Origin of the sequence: Paenibacillus anaericanus, assembly GCF_003994475.1 — a bacterium.
GTDB lineage: Bacteria > Bacillota > Bacilli > Paenibacillales > Paenibacillaceae > Fontibacillus > Fontibacillus anaericanus.
The window spans coordinates 118,373-133,050 of record NZ_RZNY01000015.1 but is presented as its reverse complement, the minus strand read 5'-3'; the positions used below and the strand labels follow the sequence as shown (position 1 = coordinate 133,050).

Annotated in this window: 22 protein-coding genes; 20 read left to right on the top strand and 2 right to left on the bottom strand. The window is 36.3% G+C overall.

Annotated elements, in window-relative coordinates; translation table 11 throughout:
* Positions 1 to 24 precede the first annotated feature (24 nt).
* Positions 25 to 543 (top strand): GNAT family N-acetyltransferase, encoded by a 519-nt coding sequence (locus EJP82_RS18035; RefSeq protein ID WP_246054242.1) that lies wholly within the window; start codon positions 25 to 27, stop codon positions 541 to 543.
* Here EJP82_RS18035 and EJP82_RS18030 read toward each other — a convergent pair.
* Entirely contained in the window at positions 520 to 1,437 is a 918-nt protein-coding gene (locus EJP82_RS18030) for a helix-turn-helix domain-containing protein (RefSeq protein WP_127193462.1), read from the bottom strand. The genes EJP82_RS18035 and EJP82_RS18030 overlap by 24 nt on opposite strands.
* Before the next feature lie 313 nt (positions 1,438 to 1,750).
* Here EJP82_RS18030 and EJP82_RS18025 point away from each other — a divergent pair, with 313 nt between their 5' ends.
* The 15 genes from EJP82_RS18025 to EJP82_RS17950 all read left to right on the top strand — a co-directional run bounded on the left by EJP82_RS18025 (position 1,751) and on the right by EJP82_RS17950 (position 9,665).
* The gene (locus tag EJP82_RS18025; RefSeq protein WP_211350177.1) at positions 1,751 to 2,545 is read left to right on the top strand and encodes a hypothetical protein; all 795 of its coding nucleotides are present in this window, start codon (positions 1,751 to 1,753) and stop codon (positions 2,543 to 2,545) included.
* An 85-nt stretch (positions 2,546 to 2,630) separates the two neighbouring features.
* Positions 2,631 to 3,521, top strand: coding sequence for a PhzF family phenazine biosynthesis isomerase (locus EJP82_RS18020; RefSeq protein WP_127193461.1), 891 nt, complete (start codon positions 2,631 to 2,633; stop codon positions 3,519 to 3,521).
* 68 nt (positions 3,522 to 3,589) lie between these two features.
* Entirely contained in the window at positions 3,590 to 4,201 is a 612-nt protein-coding gene (locus EJP82_RS18015) for a class I SAM-dependent methyltransferase (protein ID WP_127193460.1), read from the top strand.
* Positions 4,202 to 4,465: 264 nt separating this feature from the next.
* A complete protein-coding gene (locus EJP82_RS18005; RefSeq protein ID WP_246054240.1) occupies positions 4,466 to 4,939 on the top strand; it encodes a hypothetical protein in 474 nt (157 codons plus the stop codon).
* A gap of 42 nt (positions 4,940 to 4,981) precedes the next feature.
* Positions 4,982 to 5,356 (top strand): VOC family protein, encoded by a 375-nt coding sequence (locus EJP82_RS18000; protein ID WP_127193458.1) that lies wholly within the window; start codon positions 4,982 to 4,984, stop codon positions 5,354 to 5,356.
* Between the two features lie 23 nt (positions 5,357 to 5,379).
* Complete coding sequence (locus EJP82_RS17995; protein WP_127193457.1) at positions 5,380 to 5,751, top strand: iron chaperone; 372 nt, start codon at positions 5,380 to 5,382, stop codon at positions 5,749 to 5,751.
* 39 nt (positions 5,752 to 5,790) lie between these two features.
* The gene (locus EJP82_RS17990) at positions 5,791 to 5,985 is read left to right on the top strand and encodes a hypothetical protein (protein WP_127193456.1); all 195 of its coding nucleotides are present in this window, start codon (positions 5,791 to 5,793) and stop codon (positions 5,983 to 5,985) included.
* A gap of 254 nt (positions 5,986 to 6,239) precedes the next feature.
* The gene (locus tag EJP82_RS17985; protein ID WP_127193455.1) at positions 6,240 to 6,425 is read left to right on the top strand and encodes a hypothetical protein; all 186 of its coding nucleotides are present in this window, start codon (positions 6,240 to 6,242) and stop codon (positions 6,423 to 6,425) included.
* Positions 6,416 to 6,694: a DUF4362 domain-containing protein gene (locus tag EJP82_RS28890; RefSeq protein WP_127193496.1), complete on the top strand. Its 279-nt coding sequence runs from the start codon at positions 6,416 to 6,418 to the stop codon at positions 6,692 to 6,694. The genes EJP82_RS17985 and EJP82_RS28890 overlap by 10 nt, the downstream gene beginning before the upstream one ends.
* 103 nt (positions 6,695 to 6,797) lie before the next feature.
* Entirely contained in the window at positions 6,798 to 7,265 is a 468-nt protein-coding gene (locus tag EJP82_RS17975) for a hypothetical protein (protein ID WP_127193454.1), read from the top strand.
* A gap of 21 nt (positions 7,266 to 7,286) precedes the next feature.
* A complete protein-coding gene (locus EJP82_RS17970; RefSeq protein ID WP_127193453.1) occupies positions 7,287 to 7,805 on the top strand; it encodes a hypothetical protein in 519 nt (172 codons plus the stop codon).
* A gap of 39 nt (positions 7,806 to 7,844) precedes the next feature.
* On the top strand, positions 7,845 to 8,915 hold the full coding sequence (locus EJP82_RS17965) for an undecaprenyldiphospho-muramoylpentapeptide beta-N-acetylglucosaminyltransferase (RefSeq protein WP_127193452.1): 1,071 nt from the start codon (positions 7,845 to 7,847) through the stop codon (positions 8,913 to 8,915).
* Positions 8,916 to 8,934: 19 nt separating this feature from the next.
* Entirely contained in the window at positions 8,935 to 9,345 is a 411-nt protein-coding gene (locus EJP82_RS17960) for a hypothetical protein (RefSeq protein WP_127193451.1), read from the top strand.
* A gap of 15 nt (positions 9,346 to 9,360) precedes the next feature.
* On the top strand, positions 9,361 to 9,480 hold the full coding sequence (locus EJP82_RS28885) for an HAD family hydrolase (protein ID WP_127193450.1): 120 nt from the start codon (positions 9,361 to 9,363) through the stop codon (positions 9,478 to 9,480).
* Positions 9,477 to 9,665, top strand: coding sequence for an HAD family hydrolase (locus EJP82_RS17950; protein ID WP_127193449.1), 189 nt, complete (start codon positions 9,477 to 9,479; stop codon positions 9,663 to 9,665). Before EJP82_RS28885 ends, EJP82_RS17950 begins: the two co-directional genes overlap by 4 nt.
* A 62-nt stretch (positions 9,666 to 9,727) precedes the next feature.
* On the opposite strand, the gene EJP82_RS17945 is transcribed toward EJP82_RS17950, so the two are convergent.
* Positions 9,728 to 10,714 carry a serine hydrolase domain-containing protein gene (locus EJP82_RS17945; RefSeq protein WP_127193448.1) on the bottom strand — a complete coding sequence of 329 codons (987 nt, stop codon included), beginning with the start codon at positions 10,712 to 10,714 and terminating at the stop codon, positions 9,728 to 9,730.
* A 718-nt stretch (positions 10,715 to 11,432) separates the two neighbouring features.
* Between EJP82_RS17945 and EJP82_RS17940 the strand changes: the two genes are divergently transcribed.
* From EJP82_RS17940 to nagA, 4 genes are all read left to right on the top strand, one after another.
* A complete protein-coding gene (locus tag EJP82_RS17940; protein ID WP_127193447.1) occupies positions 11,433 to 11,783 on the top strand; it encodes a hypothetical protein in 351 nt (116 codons plus the stop codon).
* A 4-nt stretch (positions 11,784 to 11,787) separates the two neighbouring features.
* Entirely contained in the window at positions 11,788 to 12,141 is a 354-nt protein-coding gene (locus EJP82_RS17935; protein ID WP_127193446.1) for an acylphosphatase, read from the top strand.
* 219 nt (positions 12,142 to 12,360) lie between these two features.
* A complete protein-coding gene (locus tag EJP82_RS17930; RefSeq protein WP_127193445.1) occupies positions 12,361 to 13,143 on the top strand; it encodes a DeoR/GlpR family DNA-binding transcription regulator in 783 nt (260 codons plus the stop codon).
* Between the two features lie 2 nt (positions 13,144 to 13,145).
* Positions 13,146 to 14,294 (top strand): N-acetylglucosamine-6-phosphate deacetylase, encoded by a 1,149-nt coding sequence (gene nagA, locus EJP82_RS17925; protein WP_127193444.1) that lies wholly within the window; start codon positions 13,146 to 13,148, stop codon positions 14,292 to 14,294.
* Positions 14,295 to 14,678 lie beyond the last annotated feature (384 nt).

Genomic DNA, 14,678 nt, shown 5'->3' with positions numbered 1-14,678 from the left:
AAAACTATACGGAGGTGTATTTTGTTGATTGAATCTGATGAATTAAAGTTTCGGAAGACAGAAGTAGCTGATTTAACATTTGTCTTAAATGCCGAAACGGATCCTGAAAACACACCATTTATTGGGCAATGGACGGTTGAACAACATTTAGAATCATTAACAAATGAAGATATACATCATTTAATAATTGAGAACAAAAACGGAGACAAAGTTGGATATGTAATATTAACTGGTTTACTAGATTCGAATAAAGCTATATGCATAAAGCGTATTACTATTCAGATGAAAAACAAAGGTTATGGGAAGGAATCGTTGAAGCTTATAATCAATTGGTTTTTTGAAGAAACTGAGGTTCATCGGTTATGGTTAGATGTTAAAGAATTCAACACCCGAGCAAGGCATGTGTATGAATCCGTTGGCTTTATTTTTGAAGGAACACTAAGAGACAGTATTTTCAAAGGAAATAAATTTGAATCTATTTCTGTAATGTCGATTCTTAGGCATGAATACATGAGTAATCTACTGTTTAATTCTTATAGGTAACCAAAGCTTAAATTCACTGCTTCCGTTACCAGCAAACCATCCGGGCTGAAATATCTGTTCTTCTATGAATGGGCGATTTTCCATATCAAGCTCATAAGTTTTCATTTCAATTAGGCAGTCATATATTTCCTTTGATGACTTTTTCATGGACTGTCCAATATCAATCGACCCATCGTCGTGAAATTCATTCAGTACGACATCTCCGACAATATATAGTCCCTGTGGGGCGTTATCAACCTCAACACCATGAAACCGACCATTTTCATCTATTTCATGTTCATAGAGAAACATTTGTGCTACATATTCATGAGAGTCACAGTCCTCACCCTCTGAATGGTGCCCCATAGGTGCATAACCAATGCAACGTCTGGCAGCATAATCGCTTAATGCTCCTATTGCCCATTCACGAAGCATAGAAAATGCCTTATCTTCCGGATCTATGCCATCAACGCGGAATGTTGCGGCTTTTATTCCGCTGAATTCTTCAATTCGGACGATCGGCTTTCTTCCCATTATGATATTTCCTCCTTGTACTTTTAAATTAATTGAAATCCGCTCCAGCTCATTATAAATTCCTAGCTTTCGAACAGTAGCTGGTGGCATGCCATGGAAGGTATGAAATGCTCTTGTAAAACTTTCAGATGATTCATATCCATACATAGTAGCAAGATTAATAATTTTGATGTCTGAATTTATCAGTTCTCGAGCAGCCAGTGTCATCCGCCTACATCTAACGTATTCTGAAACCGTCATATCAGTCGCAAACAAAAAAAGACGTTGAAACTTTGTTAAAGAACAACAGGCTTTTTTAGCTACCTGATTATAATCGATTTTTTCATGAAGATGTTCTTCTATATAATTTATTGATTCATTTAGATTCTCTACCCATTCCATTTGATATTTTCCTTTCTTAATAGAGTATTAGCTGCGTATAACAGTAAAATAACTTATCTGTATATTACGACAAACTTAATAATAAATCCTTGCAGAACAAATTATCTTCTGCTAGTGTTGTTGCCTTTCAAGATTCGTGAATAAAACTGCAATGGCAGTTCATCGATTAGATGCGCTAGGGATGTATAGGATACCTGGAGAGAGAAGTCATTTATATGTAGCATTAATGAACCAGATAACGTCTTAATTGTGTAAGCTAATAATAATCTATGTCATCCACCCGGGGGGATGATTAGAGAAAAGAGGATTAATTATGGGGCTAGATGCATATGTGAATTGTAATTGCGTGAAAGAGGGAAAAGTTAAGCCTCCTCCTTTTGATATCAGCTTGCTGGAATGGACCGACGAGGGGATCGATTTATCGGACTCTGCCGATGACGGAACGTACCATCTTTTTTTGAAATGGCGTGAACATGCTTGTGAGCATGAGAATTTTAGATACTACTATAATCGGGTCGCCAATATCGCTGGAGGGAACTTCTTTTTTGGAGCGATGGAGCGACTGGGACAAGAAAATTTTCCGCTATTAAATTCGATATGGGGGAATACCTTATCCGCGAGCCAGGCGAATAAGGCTCTGAAAGAATTGGATATTCTGGAATCCAGGGTAAGCGAACTCCAGGGAGTATTTCTTCTGGAATCTAAGTCACAGGAAGAATATGCTAGGGCTCTGCCCGGCGATGACAGGTGGTTCTACTCTTCTGGAATGGAATTTACTTATCGGTTAAATGACAATGGATTCCGTATCGTAAACCAGGACAACCTAGAGCTATTTCGATCAATGGCATTCACGCAGGAAGTGGTCTGTTTGGAGAAAGATAGTCGAGTAGGCCGGCTAGTGTGGTTTTGCGATTCTGAGACGGGAAGCCTTCACAAGTCAACCCACCCATTGAGTAAAAAGATCTGGGGAGTCGAGGAACTCTACTATCCAAACTCTATGCAAGTCGTTACAAGGGAGCTTAAATGCTCAGATCTGCATTCAACAGTAGTATTAAGAGAGCTGTTTGAGGCGTCCCTTCAGACGGGTAATTCGATCATCTGGGTGTGAGCTGTAGTTGGATCGAATCATTGGAGAAAATATTATCTGTGGTAGTCAATCCGAGTCAATATACATATGAAAAGTGAGGATCAAGATGAATAGTGTAAATGTCCTGCATTATGATGCTTTTTCTAGTGTTCCGAATAAAGGAAATCCCATTGGTATTGTGTTGAATGCTGACTTCTTAACTGAGGATGAAATGCAAAATATAGCTTTTAAAGTCGGCTTTAATGAGACTGTGTTCGTGTTGAATTCAGAGAAGGCTGATCTAAGATTGAAATATTTTACTCCAGGACATGAGATAAATCTCTGTGGACACGCAACCATAGGGTCATTATATTGTCTAAAGTCCAATGGGATGTTCGAGGATAGAAATCTTATTCAGATTGAAACGAATGTAGGTATACTACCAATCAAATTTGATCAGATGAATGACCAACTATCAATAGAGATGAAACAAGACAGGCCTCAATTTACATCTTTTAATGGGGATATAGATAAGCTAGCCAAGTCAATAGGACTTGTGAAAGAAGAGTTGGATTTAGACAAGCCTATCGTTTATGGAAGTACTGGCACTTGGACTTTACTGGTCCCAATCAAAAAATTGAGCAGCTTTAATCATATGATACCTAATAATCAACAGTTCCCAGATGTACTTGCCGAGAATGTCAGATCATCCATACATCCGATTTGTTTTGAGACTTATGATAATAGAGCGTTGATGCATGCAAGACATTTTTCCTCACCTTACTCAGGTACAATTGAAGATCCAGTAACAGGGACGGCATCAGGTGTAATGGGTGCTTATTATTTATTGTATTTAAATCAAAACTTAAATTCTGTAGAGTTTATTGTAGAGCAAGGCCAGGAAATTGGAAGAGATGGAAGAGTACATGTAAAAGCAATACGAAGCGAAGAAGATATAGATATTTTTATTTCAGGAACAGCAATATTTGTACAAGAACTTAAGATTGAGTATGTATAATTGAAGAAGAGCCAACATTAGAAATCCGCGTCATTATAAAAAACTATATTCAAGGAGATGGAATAACTGTGGAGCTGTTTAAGCAAATACCATTGTACAGATTTTTGGCCTTATGTAATGAGAGTGGCATGGAAAAGACAATATTAGATTGTGGGGCTGGCGGAGATTCGCCTCCATTAAGTTTGTTTGCAGATTATGGATATTCTACATGCGGAATAGAAATGAATAACGAACAACTTAAGAAGGCCGATCAGTTTGGACAAACAAGAGGACAAAATTTAAACATCCTACAAGGCGACATGAGACACTTGCCAATGAGAGATGAGTCAACGAGTTTTGTGTACTCGTATAACTCCATTTTTCATATGAGAAAATCAGATGTGAAAGAGTCAATAAATGAAATGAAACGAGTTCTAAAACCTAATGGATTACTATTTGTTAATTTCTTAACCCTTAAGGATTTTCGAGTTGGAGACGGAGTTGATTTAGGAGAACATCAATATGAACAAATGGAAGATGATGAATTAGTAATACACTCTTATTATGATTATCTTGAAGCAGATTCTATGTTTGATGATATGCAATTAATATACAAAGAAGATAGAGTACTAGAAAGAAAGTTCGAAGGCGAATGGATACGGCAAGGGTTTATCGATTACATATATATAAAAAGTAAATAAGGGGGAGTAATATGGAAAAACAAAAATCTACAGAAACGTTGTTAAGTTGAAAAGCATTGACATGTTTCTGTTAATCAGAGCAAAAGGCAACGAAGCAATATCAGATGAAGATTTCACCAAGATGCAATCGCTAATCCCAAATTGCCTTGGCCATGAAATGTCACATCCCGACCACAATGTTCATTTAGGAAACAAAGAAGAGTTTTATAAATATTTTGATGAATTTTTGAAGAGTTAAGAACTGGCTCGTAAGGAGAATATATTATGGGTACTATGATCCTTAAACGTTTTAATGGAATTGAGAAGTTTAAACTATTAGAATCAAGGGCTTATGTTGTTCGTAGAGCTGATGAAGCAATAATGATGTGGTTTGAAACTGAGACAGACTCTCAAGCCATTATGTCAGTTGATGATACTGCTAACTTCGCAAGGAATCCAAATGCTGAAATTACAGTTTATCTAGATAAGTTAATACTCAAAGAATTTGGGATTAGAACATTTGAACTCTCGCAAGGATATAACGAAGAAAATAGAGACCTGGATGCTAGATTGTATTATTTTGAGCATCAAGATGTAAATGAAAACTTAATAAAATTGGAGTATAGAGGTAATGGGGTCTTTTTTCTTCAATGGAGTGGAACAACGATAGATATTAGTTATTATGACGACAGTAAACCAAAGACGATCCTTGAAATAGAAGGGGACTTTTTATTAGAGGATTACACATCTTGGGAATGAATGATCACTGACTCATAAATCCTTATATAAGGGGAGAGACTTATGATAGTACCACAGTTATATTTGAATGGTACTTGTTGTGAAGCTATAGAACTTTACAAAACGGCATTTAACACGGAAACAGATTCAATTATGTTTGACACTCAAAGGGAACCGGAGAAAATTGTTATTCATGCAGAAATGCACGTTCTTGGAACTAGATTAATGCTTAGCGACTTCGGAGGCACTAGAGAATCATCGGCAGATACTACTATGGAGATAGTCGCCATATTTGAGAATGATGATGTTTTAAGAAAGGCATATCAAGTTATGAATGATGGAAGTAAGACGATTACTCCAATAGGTCCAACATTTTATAGTCCATGTCTAGTTCAGTTTATTGATAAATTCGGCGTTAGATGGTGTTTTATGGTTTAAAGTTATTTTAGGAGGGGATCCATATGGAAGTTTTTGCAGAATATTTAGCACGTATCGATAACCCGCAACATCGGGCTAGAACGGAAGAAGTTTTGGCTTGGATAACTAAGAAATTCCCGCATTTAATGCCAAAAATAGCGTGGAATCAACCTATGTTTACCGATCACGATACATTTATCATTGGCTTTAGCGTAGCCAAACAGCACTTGGCTGTTGCCCCTGAAAAGGCAGGGATTAATCATTTTTCTGATGAAATTGTGCAGGCTGGATATGATCACACTAAGGAGTTGGTTCGTATCAAGTGGGATCGTCCAGTTGATTTCTCGTTACTTGAGAAAATGATCGAATTTAATATTTTGGACAAGGCGGACTGTTCAACTTTTTGGCGGAAATAAAAATAAGATTGCCTATAGAAGCTGGAGTTGGTACATGTAATGAAATTTGAATTTAAGAACTTTTCATGTGATGTGGATGTATTTTATAAAGATCAAGATATTGTAGTCAGGTTTTATGATGGTTCAAGAGAACAAACAGAAAATGAGATTGTAAATTTAGTCGTTGTTGATCCTGGTTTTGTTATTTGTTTCTTAAATTCAAAGGTGATGCGGCATTGCTCAGTGGTTACTTAGATGAAGTAGTTTTTAGGTCGGATGAGATGGTCGAGGCAGCGATTCAGTATATTGAAGGTTTAGCTACCCGATCAACAAATATATATATGCCGTATCATATTACACGAATTAAAGAAACTAGTTTTGTTGAGTACAATGGAGAATATTAATGAAGTATATGCTGCGGACCTGGCACTAACGCGCCTTAAGCCAGTGAGAGTTCGTGATTACATAAGTTAGGTGAAATTACTGAAAATCGAAATGGGGGGGTCACTGTGAAGTTTATATATGCCTTATTACTTTTTACTTTAATCCTGACGGGATGTAATAACTCTTATTCATCTGAGGAAGCAAAGAAAAACGGTGATATAATTACGGGTCCTCCAGGAGAAATTAACTTTGAAAAGATGGATAAGTTCATAGAAGACATAAAAAATGATCGGAAAGTAAGATTAGAATAACTAGTTATACAATTGAGGGAGATCCAATTCTAAATGATGTAGTTTACAAAAATGGCGTAATTAAATATACCTACGATAGTTCAAGAGATAAACATGGTGGAAAAGCTAAAGGAAAGTATAAAACTCAATGTAAGAAGATTGAAACAAGAGAAATCTCTGGAGATGGCGAAGGAGATAGGACTGAATATATATTGACTGGATGTGAAGAAATAATAGGAACACATGACTCAGACAATGAAGAAATATATATATTAAATAAATGGAAGTGAATTCGGTCTGAAATAAAAATTAAAGCAAGAAAATAAGTATAAGCTAGAACGAAGATGGCATCCGCAAGGAACTAAAATAATTCACTTAAAATGGAGAAACATTATGAAGCTTATGCCAGAATATGCGCAAACGTTAATTGTAGGCGTATTATTTCAAAAAACATGGAGTTGGTATATTACTGAAAGAGAATATTGGTTTCTAAATACTGAAATGGAAGATAGGTTTGGTATTACCGTATTGGATGTAACAACTGCAGAGACCTTTCTAGATAAGATAATTGATTTAAAGGTATCAACAAGTGATTTAAGGAAGTTACTTGTAGAGCTTGAAGATGCGTTTATGAGTACTGATGAAGTACTTGAGTTTATACCCACTATTTATGTGAATTTTGATGATAGAGTCTTTTATTCCTTCTTTCCAGAACCTATGTCATTTGAGAATTACGTTCCAGTAGGTTGGATTGGTGAATATAAAGATTTTTTTGATGAAGTACCAGAACAGGAACGATATTGGTTAGTAGATGGAGATCATTTTTTGGATGAAATATTTAAAAAGTTTAAGAAGATATAATGCAATGGAGGTGGTCCATTGATGAAGCGGAGAATCGCATTAATAATTATTTTGTTCATAGTTCTCGTTGCTGCTGGAATTATTCGATTTTATAAGAATCTTTCACCGGAAATAAAGCCAACTGATCTAGTAATAGAAAGTACAATTCAGAAATTGGACGACGATCTATTTATAATCGAGATGCAAGTGAATCGCAAAGCAGATGATAATTATTCGAATTTTGTGTATCCATTAGTATCTGGTCTAGGTAATATCTCTTTTATTGAAGAAGACAACTTATATTCACCTTCTTCAGTTGGAGATGACAGTGAAAGTCATGAACTGCTATTGAATAATTTTACTTTTAAGCAACTGAATTATGACCTTAACGGTTTTTCCATCCCAAGTAATAAAGGAATATATAAGATGAAATTTACTTTAAGAAAGTTTGATGATTTTCAAGAGATAAAAGATCCACATATTTATTATATTCATAAAGAAAAGAGGTTTGGAAAAACACTAAACTGGATTGAGAAGTTTGATGTAGAAATACTTGAATAAGTGGAATCGAGACGCTGGATAATTAGTGAGGTGATTGTGATGGCGAAGCGAATATTATTTACCGGTGGGGGTTCTGCAGGTCATGTGACTGTTAATATAGCTTTGATTCCTAAGCTTGTTAATATGGGCTGGGATGTTAAATACATGGGTTCAACACAAGGCATTGAAGCAGAATTGGTTAAGAAACTTGCTAATGTGGAGTACACTAGTATTTCAACTGGGAAGTTAAGACGGTATCTTGACTGGGAAAACGTAAAGGATCCTTTTCGTGTTATAAAGGGAGTTTTTCAAGCCTACCAATGTATAAGAAAAATGAAGCCAGATGTAGTTTTTTCAAAAGGTGGTTTTGTTTCGGTCCCTGTAGTTTTAGGAGCATGGTTGAACCGTGTACCGATTATTATTCATGAATCAGATATCACCCCCGGGTTAGCTAACAAGATTTCTATTCCTTTTGCCTCGAAGATATGCGTAACTTTTCCAGAAACAAAGGAACATATAAACAGTGACAAGGTATTATATGTTGGAGCAATTATCCGAGAAGAGCTTATGCATGGTAGTACGAGCAAAGGACTAAACCTGTGTAATTTTTCAAAAAATAAACCGGTTATTGTCTGTATGGGTGGAAGTCTGGGATCACAACGAATGAACGAGATACTTCGAAGAAATTTGCATCATTTAATCAATAAATTTCAGATTGTTCATATATGTGGTAAGGGACAAATAGACAATTCATATAATATCTATCGCGAATATAAACAATTTGAATACGTACATAGTGATTTGGTCGATATTTTAGCCATGACAGACATTGTTATTTCACGAGCGGGATCAAACTCTATATTTGAGTTTCTATCGCTAAAGAAGCCTATGTTATTAATACCTCTTTCTAAAGAAGTCAGTAGGGGAGATCAAGTATTGAATGCTCAATCGTTTAAGACCTCGGGTTACTGTGAAATTTTGCTTGAAGAAGACATGGATGATGATGCATTTAAGGAAGCCATTCATAATGTATTTGAGAAGAGATTTGAAATTATTGAGAAAATGGAACAGAGTGGAAATAACAATGCTATTAACAAAGTAGTTGAGCTAATTACGACTATTTCTATGTAGGGTTGAGGAGGTTCACAATTTGAATGGAATGATTAATAAAGGGAGAAACAATGTGAGGGGATTTAACTTCATTTTGGGAATTATTTTTCTGATAACTATAGTTTCTTGTTCTACGACAACGACAGAACCGGAGACGACAGGGATTAACGCTAATAATGATTTATTATCACAATTTGCATTCGAGGGTAGAATTTACTCTATTGAAGGTAACGTAACACCTGTCGAGAAAATAGAAAAAGAAGTTGGAGAAATAAAAGAAATTTTAGACGATGTTAAGGAAAACGGTCAAGCTAAATTATTCAACACCAAAATAGACTTAATAGAAGGAACAAAAATATATTCCATTCAAGATGTAGACAAAGATACAGTAGTAGCCGTCAAAATTAAAGATATATATTATACTGCGTTTTTTTTGGGGAAATTAGATTAGCTTTCGGGGGGAAGTATGAAACCTAAAGCAATTATCTTGGATTTAGACGGAACACTCTTAAATTCAAGTAAAAAAATATCGCTTAGAAATTTGAATGCAATTCAGGCCATAAGACAAAAGAATGTGTTGACATGAAAGATGTTCTTTGTTTTGGAGATGACTTTAATGATTTAGGATTGTTTCAATCATGTGGGTATTCAATCGCAATGGGAAATGCAATAAAGGAATTGAAAGAAATAGCATCTGAAACCACGGAAACGAATGATAAAGATGGAGTAGCCATAATATTGGAGCGAATTGTTAGCAGTTTCGAAAGGTAAGCGTCAAATAGCCCACACCTGTTCACCAAGATGTGGGCTATTTGATGCTCGCTATTTTCTCGCTATTCACAATTCTCAAATATTGGCTCAATATTTTCTTTGATAAATTCTATTCTATCTTTAGCACGTGGATTAAAAAGAGAAGCAATAGAAACTACCATTTTTTTCTTTGTATTGACATAAATAATATTTCCTCCATCTCCCATAGCTGCATAGCCATGCTCTTTATCATTACCAATCCACCATAAATATCCATATGACAGATTGAGTTTTTCCCATCGGCTATGTTCCTTTGTACTCTCGTCTATCCATCTTGTCGATACAATTTGTTTTCCGTTCCACATTCCGCCATCTAAGTATAATTGACCTACTTTTGCCATATCTGTAGGAGAGAGAGTAAGGCCCCATCCTCCTGTATTTACTCCAGCCCTGTCAGCAACCCAGCCACTGATATTTTTAGCTTTATTAAATGCGAGTTGTTCCTCTTTACTATGAAAAAACACATTACTCTCAACAGTAATTCCCAGTGGCGAGAATAAATTTTCTGTTGCGAAATCAAACACAGATTGCCCAGTTGCTTTTACAAGAATGCCCGATAAAATATCTGGTCCTATGAGGGGAGTGTATCTAAATTTCCCTATCTGCCCCCTACCTCCTAATAAATCAAGCGTAAATTTTACCCAGTCATCACTCGTGAAATACTTTATGTAGGGTGTAAACTTATATTTATACGGAGCTGTCATTGTCAGCAAATTCTTAAGTGTAACATTCTGTATTGTTTTTTCTCTTCTTTTAACGGTGTAATCCGGGAAAAAATCCAATACTCTCTGGTTCATACTTTTGATGTGCCCATTGTCCATGGCAATCCCAATCAATATGGAAATAATACTTTTTGTTACTGAATAAACATGGATTCGGTTAGTAGCAGTGCATTCATTAAAGTAATTTTCATATAGTGTTTTACCGTCTTTTAGTACAACCATGCCTGCAATATTGCTATAATCATTGTTTATTTTCTTTTCCAACTCTGTCACTTTTTCTTGATTCATATGTTTTCTCCTTTATCATTTATTGTCTTTCTAGCTCAATCGTCCTTTCTTAGTTCATATGATTACCTCCTCTATCTAAAGGTTAAATTGATTAGAAATTATTTTCAACACATTTTTTTTGATAAATTTTATTTATATATGGTACAGGTTATCTTGTTACAAGGTGGGGGGGATTTGACGCTTACTTTGAAAGAGAGTGTAACTTCAGCTAACACCGTATTCATGTTGCAGCTGGGCTTTCGCCGCTTGAATTCCGTATGTATAATAATGGAAGGGTATCGGATGACAATATATCATAGGTCAGAGTGCAGGAGCAGCAGTTCTCAGGACTTCAATTGAACATGCAATGATCTTGTAGTAAAGATTATTGTGAAGATTGCTTACTATTGTTAGGTAAGAGAAGAACTATAATTTGTGTAGATTGTTATAATCATTTTTTGAGTAAAATAAAGAAATCAACTATTAGAAGATATGTCTATGTGGTCTTCGGATTGATAATCTTAATCCTGTTAACAATAAATTTGTTGAATTATTTTATATCTGATAGTTCGGATATAACAATATTTTTATTAGTTGGATTTGGGCTATTTCTCGCAACAGTTGTGAATATAGTTAGATTGATTCAATATAGAAGTTGGAAGATAACAGAGAAATATTCAAGGACAATGAAAAATAAATAGAAGCTTTGTGAGAAGGATGATAGGTAGGTGGTGATATAGTGTGTAAGAGTTGTTTTGTTCTAAGAGAACTTTTTACAGCAGCAATAAGTGATGCACATCAAAAATATATTCCTACTATTTCCTTTATTAAAGAAATGATAAAGCAACAAAGACTTGAGTTATATGCTGGAGATTGTCCTTTAGAAGAAGTGGCAAGACATTTATCTGAAGAAATTCATTATACTGTTCGTCACTATTTAAGGTGCAAGAGTTGTAAGCAGTATTTCTTTATTGGTGCTTGTATTAGAGGTACGCCTATCTATAAAACAATAGAAAGCATTAATGATGTGAATGTCAAAAATATGTGGGGAAACTATGGATCCTTATACGAGACAAAAAGGAGTACATAAAAGAATGAGTGTTTTCAAGAAATTAAGAAATGAATATGTAATTTGGCATGCAAACCGCATTAAGTTCCCAAAATTCTCACCAAGCCCAATAGTTAGAAAAAAGGTCTCTTTTTCTGGTAGGGTGCAAAAAGTTGGATTCCGCTTAGAAATATACAGTATTGCTGAAAGAATGAAATTAACGGGATGGGTAAAAAATTTAGAAGATGGAAGCGTGGAAGTAGAGTTTCAAGGAGAAGAGTTGCAAATATCTTTTCTGGTCCATTGTATGCAGTCATTGAAACGGGCATCTGTAAAGAAACTGACCATAATTGATCTGCCTATTAGTGACGGTGAGGAAAACTTCATAATAGTGAGATAAGTGCTTATTTCAGCAATCGGGTACAATTCTCAGATAGTGATTACGACCAAATTGAAGGACAAATTTGTCTTTTGGCTTGGTCTATTTTGTTTTCGCTACATTCGAAGTGTATGAGTGTTCGAAAAAATAATAAACTTATAAATACTTATATCTTTTTCTATATTACTTATATATACTTATATTAATAAACGAAATACTTAAAAAAGGAGTGCATCCGATGTGTTTCAAGAAGACAGATTATTGAAAATACTTGATTACTTAAAACAACAAAAATCCATGAGTGTTGGAGAAATATGCTCGATCTTTCAAGTGTCGCGAGATACGGCGCGCAGAGATATTGTAAGATTAGTTCAAGAAGGAGTTGTTGTTCGGACGCATGGAGGGGTAGCCTTGCCTGAATTGCAAAAAGAGCTATCTTCCTATCAAGAACGTCTCATTGATGAATCCACCAGCAAGAACTATATTGGCGAGCATGGCGCTAAGTTGATTCGAGATCATGAGACTGTATTCTTGGACGTATCTACGACCGTACAATTTGTTGCGGAACATATTCAAGCGAAACAGATAACAGCGGTTACGCATTCTATTGATAATGTAGGAATTCTCTCCAAGCGAGAAGATCTGAGCATCTACGTGCTCGGCGGCTATCTGCATACCCAAAATCGCTTATTATACGGACCTTCTGTCATCGATAAAATTAGTGAAATTCGTGCCGACAAAGCGTTCATCGGAGCGACGGCAATCCAACCTGACGGACTCTATTATCCATATGAAGAAGATGTCCGGGTGAAGAGAGAAATGGCGCGGCGGTCAGATCAGGTCATTCTTGTTGTGGATCATACAAAATTCTCGGTGAAATCGAGGTTCAAGTTAGACTTTGATTGCGTGGATATTATTGTAACCGATCAATCCATACCAGCCGAAATGAAAGAAATATTAGACCACAAAAATATTACACTTATAGAATGTCAGACAAATCACCAACAGGACGGAGTTGAGTAGTAATGAATAACAAAAAAATTCAACATGTAAATGTACTGCTTCCACATCAAATACTTCCTTCTGCAACGGTCTGGATCGTTAACGGAAAGGTGGAGAGAATTGAAACACAAGATCATGAGAAATTCGAAGGTGATTATGAACCTATTGATGGCAGAGGGATGTGGCTCATACCAGGGATGATTGATGTTCATATTCATGGGGCCAATGGTTATGACATGATGGATGGAACCGAGGCAAGTATTCAAGAAGTATCACGCGCTTGTGCTGCAACCGGATGCACCTCATTTCTAGCGACATCCGTGAGTTCGACGATGGAAGATCTTTTGAATATGATTCGGAGCGTAAAATCTGTAATCGGACGAGAACAAGGGGCAAGGATCGCCGGCATTCACTTGGAGGGGCCTTATTTGAATCCGAAGCGCAAAGGGATGCAAAACGAGAAATATCTTCGTCATCCCGATCTTGAAGAAATGAAGTTAATTTTTCAGGAAGCGGGCTCGCTCATTAAAATGGTAACGATAGCTCCAGAATTGCCTGGGGGTATGGAGCTCATTTCCTTTCTAAAAGAACAGGATGTTGTGATTGCCATCGCTCACTCCGACGCCACATACGAGGAAGCAAAGATGGCTTTTGCAGCTGGTGCGAGTCATGTAACACATTGTTTTAACGGCATGAGACCGATTCACCATCGAGACCCTGGACTGATCGTAGCCGCATTCGAAGAACCACATGTAAGTCTGCAAGCTATTGTTGATCAAGTCCATCTTCATCCAGCAATTATCAGATTGATGCATCGTCTCAAAGGGCCGGAAGGCATGGTACTAATTACGGATGCGCTTCAGGCAATGGGGTTGGGTGATGGTAATTATATTTTTGGTGGTCACCATGTCACCGTATCCGAGGGAGTTGCAAGGCTAGCGGATGGCACCTTAGCATCGAGTACCGTAACGATGAATGAAGCGTTACGCCTGACAGTCGTTAACGGAATTTCGATGACGGATGCTGTGCACATGGCTTCAACATCGCCGGCGCGTATTCTAGGGTTATCTCACAAAGGAAAAATCGAGGTAGGATACGATGCGGATTTAATCCTGTTGGATGAGAGATATCAAGTGCAATGGACTATGATTGAGGGTGAACTTCTTTGTTAGAAAAGAAGTAATCACAAGAACCTTATTCTTACTGAGGGCTATCGCCGCTTGATTGTCATATGTATAATAATGGAATAGGTGTAGACAACAAATGACCCAGCCTAAGATGAGAACAATCTACGGCTGGGTCACTTCGTATATACCAGAACGTTACCAGAGATCCACGGAATAATTATTTTAAAATACAATCTTACTTCGATAGAAGGTGTTATGGAATGTTTACAATATTTCCGTTTATACTAGTTATCGTTTATGGTTTATTTATTTTACTTGGTCTATATGCTTTATATTTATTAATTAAGTTATTAATTCGTGGAATAGAAGCACTAGATATATATTTAGATGAAAAAAGAACTAGACGATTATAAATACCTAAGCACTCGG

What these genes read in the sequence shown, in the direction of transcription:
- EJP82_RS18030 (WP_127193462.1), bottom strand. Translation starts at nt 1,437, where the DNA reads ATGGAATGGGTAGAGAATCTAAATGAATCAATAAATTATATAGAAGAA.
- EJP82_RS18025 (WP_211350177.1), top strand. Translation starts at nt 1,751, where the DNA reads ATGGGGCTAGATGCATATGTGAATTGTAATTGCGTGAAAGAGGGAAAA.
- EJP82_RS18020 (WP_127193461.1), top strand. Translation starts at nt 2,631, where the DNA reads ATGAATAGTGTAAATGTCCTGCATTATGATGCTTTTTCTAGTGTTCCG.
- EJP82_RS18005 (WP_246054240.1), top strand. Translation starts at nt 4,466, where the DNA reads ATGGGTACTATGATCCTTAAACGTTTTAATGGAATTGAGAAGTTTAAA.
- EJP82_RS18000 (WP_127193458.1), top strand. Translation starts at nt 4,982, where the DNA reads ATGATAGTACCACAGTTATATTTGAATGGTACTTGTTGTGAAGCTATA.
- EJP82_RS17995 (WP_127193457.1), top strand. Translation starts at nt 5,380, where the DNA reads ATGGAAGTTTTTGCAGAATATTTAGCACGTATCGATAACCCGCAACAT.
- EJP82_RS17990 (WP_127193456.1), top strand. Translation starts at nt 5,791, where the DNA reads ATGAAATTTGAATTTAAGAACTTTTCATGTGATGTGGATGTATTTTAT.
- EJP82_RS17975 (WP_127193454.1), top strand. Translation starts at nt 6,798, where the DNA reads ATGAAGCTTATGCCAGAATATGCGCAAACGTTAATTGTAGGCGTATTA.
- EJP82_RS17970 (WP_127193453.1), top strand. Translation starts at nt 7,287, where the DNA reads ATGAAGCGGAGAATCGCATTAATAATTATTTTGTTCATAGTTCTCGTT.
- EJP82_RS17965 (WP_127193452.1), top strand. Translation starts at nt 7,845, where the DNA reads ATGGCGAAGCGAATATTATTTACCGGTGGGGGTTCTGCAGGTCATGTG.
- EJP82_RS28885 (WP_127193450.1), top strand. Translation starts at nt 9,361, where the DNA reads ATGAAACCTAAAGCAATTATCTTGGATTTAGACGGAACACTCTTAAAT.
- EJP82_RS17950 (WP_127193449.1), top strand. Translation starts at nt 9,477, where the DNA reads ATGAAAGATGTTCTTTGTTTTGGAGATGACTTTAATGATTTAGGATTG.
- EJP82_RS17945 (WP_127193448.1), bottom strand. Translation starts at nt 10,714, where the DNA reads ATGAATCAAGAAAAAGTGACAGAGTTGGAAAAGAAAATAAACAATGAT.
- EJP82_RS17935 (WP_127193446.1), top strand. Translation starts at nt 11,788, where the DNA reads ATGAGTGTTTTCAAGAAATTAAGAAATGAATATGTAATTTGGCATGCA.
- nagA (WP_127193444.1), top strand. Translation starts at nt 13,146, where the DNA reads ATGAATAACAAAAAAATTCAACATGTAAATGTACTGCTTCCACATCAA.